3 protein-coding genes are annotated in these 4,442 nt (G+C 67.6%); all 3 read right to left on the minus strand.

The window, feature by feature from the left end; genetic code table 11:
* Positions 1-1,749 (minus strand): AMP-dependent synthetase/ligase (locus ACFWF3_RS25720; RefSeq protein WP_379315842.1); only part of this gene is annotated, 1,749 nt, incomplete at its 3' end.
* Between the two features lie 131 nt (positions 1,750-1,880).
* A complete protein-coding gene (gene ribA, locus ACFWF3_RS25725; RefSeq protein WP_378991850.1) occupies positions 1,881-2,567 on the minus strand; it encodes a GTP cyclohydrolase II RibA in 687 nt (228 codons plus the stop codon).
* 80 nt (positions 2,568-2,647) lie between these two features.
* Complete coding sequence (locus ACFWF3_RS25730; protein ID WP_379315844.1) at positions 2,648-4,126, minus strand: PfkB family carbohydrate kinase; 1,479 nt, start codon at positions 4,124-4,126, stop codon at positions 2,648-2,650.
* Positions 4,127-4,442: the final 316 nt, after the last annotated feature.

Raw genomic sequence — 4,442 nt, forward strand, 5'->3', positions numbered from 1 at the left:
GATCGGGGTCCGCTTGAGCGACATCTTCGGGGTCAGCTCGTCACCGCCGGGCTCCCACAGGTTCTCGACGATCACGAAACGCTTGATCTGCTCCACCCGTGAGAGCTTGCGGTTGCCCGCGAGCACCGCTTCCCTGACCTCGTCGACGATCTCCTTGCGCCGGGCCAGTTCCGCGTGGGTGGCGTCGGTGGCGCCGAAGTCCTTGGCGCGCAAGGCCGCGACGTCGGGGTCGAGCATGATCAGGGCGGTGATGTAGGCGCGGGCCTCGCCGATCGCGACGGCCTGGCCGATCATCGACGAGGCCGCCTTCATGGCGTTCTCGATATTGGAGGGGGCGATGTTCTTGCCCGCTTCGCTGATGATCAGTTCCTTCTTGCGGTCCACGATGCGCAGGTAGCCGTCGGCGTCGAGGGTGCCGATGTCGCCGGTGTGCAGCCAGCCGTCGGCGTCGATCGCCTCGGCGGTCTTGTCGGGCATGTTGCGGTAGCCGGGGGTGATGATCGGGCCGCGCAGCAGCACTTCACCATCGGCGTCGAGACGCAGTTCGCACCCGTCCATCACCCGGCCGACCGAGCCCGGGCGCGGTTTGTCGAGTTCGGTGTAGGTGCCGACGCCCGCGGTTTCCGACATCCCCCACACCTCGGTGACGGCGAAGCCGAGGCCGAGGAAGTACTCGAGGGTCTCCGGCGGTACCGGCGCTGCACCGGAGGCCGCACACTTCAGCTCCGCGAACCCGAGCGCCTCACGCAGTTTCGCCAGCACGAGTGTGTCGGCGATCTTGTGCTGCACGCCGAGTACCAGCGAACTCTCACCGGCCAGCTTCGCCTTGGCCTGCGCGACGCCGACACCGATCGCCCAGTTGGCCAGTGCCTTCTTGACCGGGCTCGGCTCGACCGCGAGCTTGTTCTCGATCCCCGCCTTGATCTTCTGCCACACCCGCGGCACACCGAAGAACACCGTCGGACGGGCGTCCGGCAGAGCGGCGGCGATCTCCCGCGGATCGGTGACGGTGGTGATCTGGATGCCGGTGAGCAGGCTCATCGCATGCGCGGAGATGCGGTCGGCGACGTGCGCGGCGGGCAGATACGACACCGCGCGGTCGTCGAAACCGACCGGCAGCGGACCCGAGACCAGGCCGACGACCTGGGCGATCACATTGCTCTGGGTGAGCTCGACGCCCTTGGACGGGCCGGTGGTGCCGGAGGTGTAGATCAGGGTGGCCAGGTCGCCGGGCTGGACCGCCTGCCAGGCCGCGTCGAAATCGAAGTCCGGTGCGGGATCGGATTCGAGCTCGGCCAACGTGACGGTGCCCTCGGCGGTGCCGTCGACGATGACGGTGTGCTCGATCTCGGCGCCCGAGGCGCGGATGGTGTCGAGGAACGTCTGCTCGGTGATGACCACCGTGTTGCCCGCGTTGGCGAACACGTGCGCGATCTGTTCGGTGGAGCTGGTGTTGTACACCGAGAACGGGATGGCGCCCAGGTGCAGGGCGGCAGTGTCGATCAGGTTGAACTCGGGTCGGTTGGTGAGCATGATGCCGACCGCGTCACCGTGACGCACACCGAGTTTCGCCAACCCGGCGGCCAGTGCGCGCACCCTCGTCGCATATTCGGCCCAGGTGATCTCCTGGGTGCCACCGACCGTGCGCAAGGCGATCTGGTCGGGCCGCAACGCGGCGGTCTGCTGGAAGGCGGCGGGCACGGTGTGCACCGTGACCCCGGATGCGTGCGCGAAACCGATGTCTGTCATATCCCTGTTCCCATAGGCCGAGCTGGACGCCGAGCCAATGCGAGCGAAACTGCCTCGTTGTCTCGAGACAGGGGCGGCAACAGTGGCGTGGCTCACTTATCGTAACCGGACATACGGGATTACGAGGGGGGTTACCGGCGACCTCGTGGTCGCCACCACGACCGCGCCCGCTCCGATCGCTGCTCGTCGGCGAGCGGATCGGCGGGGATGGTGTGCTGGCGGTGGCGCCGTTTGGCCTGCAGATATTGCCTGCCGCGCGGGGAGTGCAAGGCGATGGTGAGGGCGACGGGCTCGACGGTGATCCCGGCCTCGGTCAGGGCCCGGCACTTGTCGGGGTTGTTGGTGAGCAGCCGGACCCGGGTGAGTTCGAGGTCGCGCAGAGCGTGCGCGGCGGGCTCGTAGCGGCGGGTGTCGGCGTCGAGGCCGAGGCGCCGATAGCTGTCGAAGGTGTCGGTGCCGGACTGTTCGCTCTCCCGGTAGCCGCGGGCCTTCCAGATCAGGCCCGCCCCGCGACCTTCCTGTTCGAGGTAGACGAGCACACCGGCGCCCTCGGCCTGGATGCGGTCCATCGACTCGGTGAGCTCCCCGCCGCAGTCGCAGTCGTCGGAGCCGAGACCCTCGCCGTAGAGGCATCGCGAGTGCACCCGCACGAGGCAGCCGTCGCGGGGCTCACCGAAGAGGAAAAGGTGCCCGCCGTCGTCGCGGTCCGGGATCTCGATCACCCGAATCGGTAGCTGCTTGCCCTGGCGACCCAGTCGGTGTGCGGTATCGGCACCGGTTTCCCCGGTCCTGGCACCGCCGAACGACAGAATGGTCAACGATCCTCCGTGCGTGGACAGGGCGACAAGGCGCCGATGCCGGACAGGCGTGAGCTGAATGTCGCGACCTTACCCCCGGATCAGGCCGGGGGCGCGTACAGGCGCACGATGCGGTCGATCTCCTCGGCACTCGGCATCGACACCGCCACCGCGCCCAGATTCTGGGTCGGAATCATCGCCGCGGTCGCCCACACGAAATCAGTTGCGGTGAGCGGGGTTCCGGAATTGACGAGACGATAGGCCAGCGCGCCGGTGAAGGCGGCGGCGGCACCGACCGAGGCCTTGAGTACCTGTGGGAAATGGTCGATGACTGTCTCGATCGTGTCGGAGGCGACCACACACCGGAAGTTCTCGACTGTGCACACGGTCCCGACTCCGAGGCCGCGCAACAGCCGGGCGATATCGGCGGCGGATTCGGCGGATACATCGGGCAGCAGCGCGTCGAGGTCCGCGGCCGCGCCGACGAGGTAGTCGACCGCGCCCAGATGTCGATACAGGCTCTGCGGCACCGGCATGGCCGGTGTCGGACACACGATAACGGGTGGTTTGGGTCGCATCTGCGACACCATCGACAGCACCTGCTCGATCACCGAAGGTGGCGGTTCGAAACTCAGGATCACCGCATCCGAGGCTTCCAGGGCGGCGCGGAGTTCGGGACGGTGGAGGTCTTCGTCTTGGAGCTGGACGCGATTGTCACGGCAGCCGATGATGCGGCTTTCGCCGTTGGGGGTGATCACCACGGCGGTGACCAGCGACGTCGCGAACGGAACGACCTTGACCAGGTCGAGGTGGACGCGTTCGGATTCGATGAATTCGAGGATGCGACGGCCGTATTCGTCGCCGCCGACGGCACAGACCAGATGCACGCCGATGCCGAGACGGGCTGCCGCGACCGCCCGGTTCAGCCCTTTGCCGCCGGGGTGCCCGGTAAAGCTGCCGCTGGCCGCGTTGTCAGCGGCCGGGAAGGAGTCGACCCGGTAGAGGTGATCGATGACGGCGTCACCGAAGACCGTGACGACACCGCGTTGCGCGGGCACGGCAGTGGTTTGGGCGACGGAGGGTCCGGCCATCGGATAGCCGGAATCGGTGGCGAGCAGTCCGGCGAGCGCGGTGAAGGCGTTGTGTTCGGAGACCGTACGCAACCGTTTGACGGTGGGCGCCTCCGGAACGGGGTCGACATCGAGCAGGGTGTGCAGCGCGATCCACTGCTCGGTCAAGGCCTCTCGACGTTCCCCGAGGTTGTCTGCGTACAGGCGTTCGACATCGACACCCACGCCGGAGCGGTCGCGAAACAGCCCGAGCGAGAGTGCCGCGTCCACGATCAGCCGGTCCGTCGGCGCCAGCCACTGCGTGACCTCGCGCACCACGGGCAGGATCGAGGCCTCGACACTGCTGTCGGTACGCCGTGCGTGCCGGCGCACCGACAGCAGCTCTAGCAGCGGCGCAGCGTCGATCTCGGTGTGGCGCAGGCGTTCTGCGTTCAAGCCCGCGTACTTGCCCAGCCTGGCCAGAATGGAGCGGATCGCGGCGACGCGGGCGTCCTGGGGAACCATCGGCATGCTGCCTCCCGTCCACTTGTCGAGGCCGGCGCGCACCCGATCGGGCGGACGCCGCACTGCGATCGCCACAATGCCGGGTTTGCCACGCCCGAAATCCGGCAATTACCTACTAACAATGGCAATTGACCAAGACAATTGGCAAATGCCACACTGGATTACGGGGAGTGGATGCCCCGCCAGACGCTCGGGGAGGGCGCAGCGCCCCGCCGGGGAAGGCAGGTCCGCGATGGTTATTCATGGCACCGACGACACGTTACGCAGCGACCGCACGCCGGAATTCGCCCAGCGAACCGACACCGGCGGCTGGCGATTGAGC

It is taken from the genome of Nocardia sp. NPDC060220, assembly GCF_042727815.1.
Classification (GTDB): domain Bacteria; phylum Actinomycetota; class Actinomycetes; order Mycobacteriales; family Mycobacteriaceae; genus Nocardia.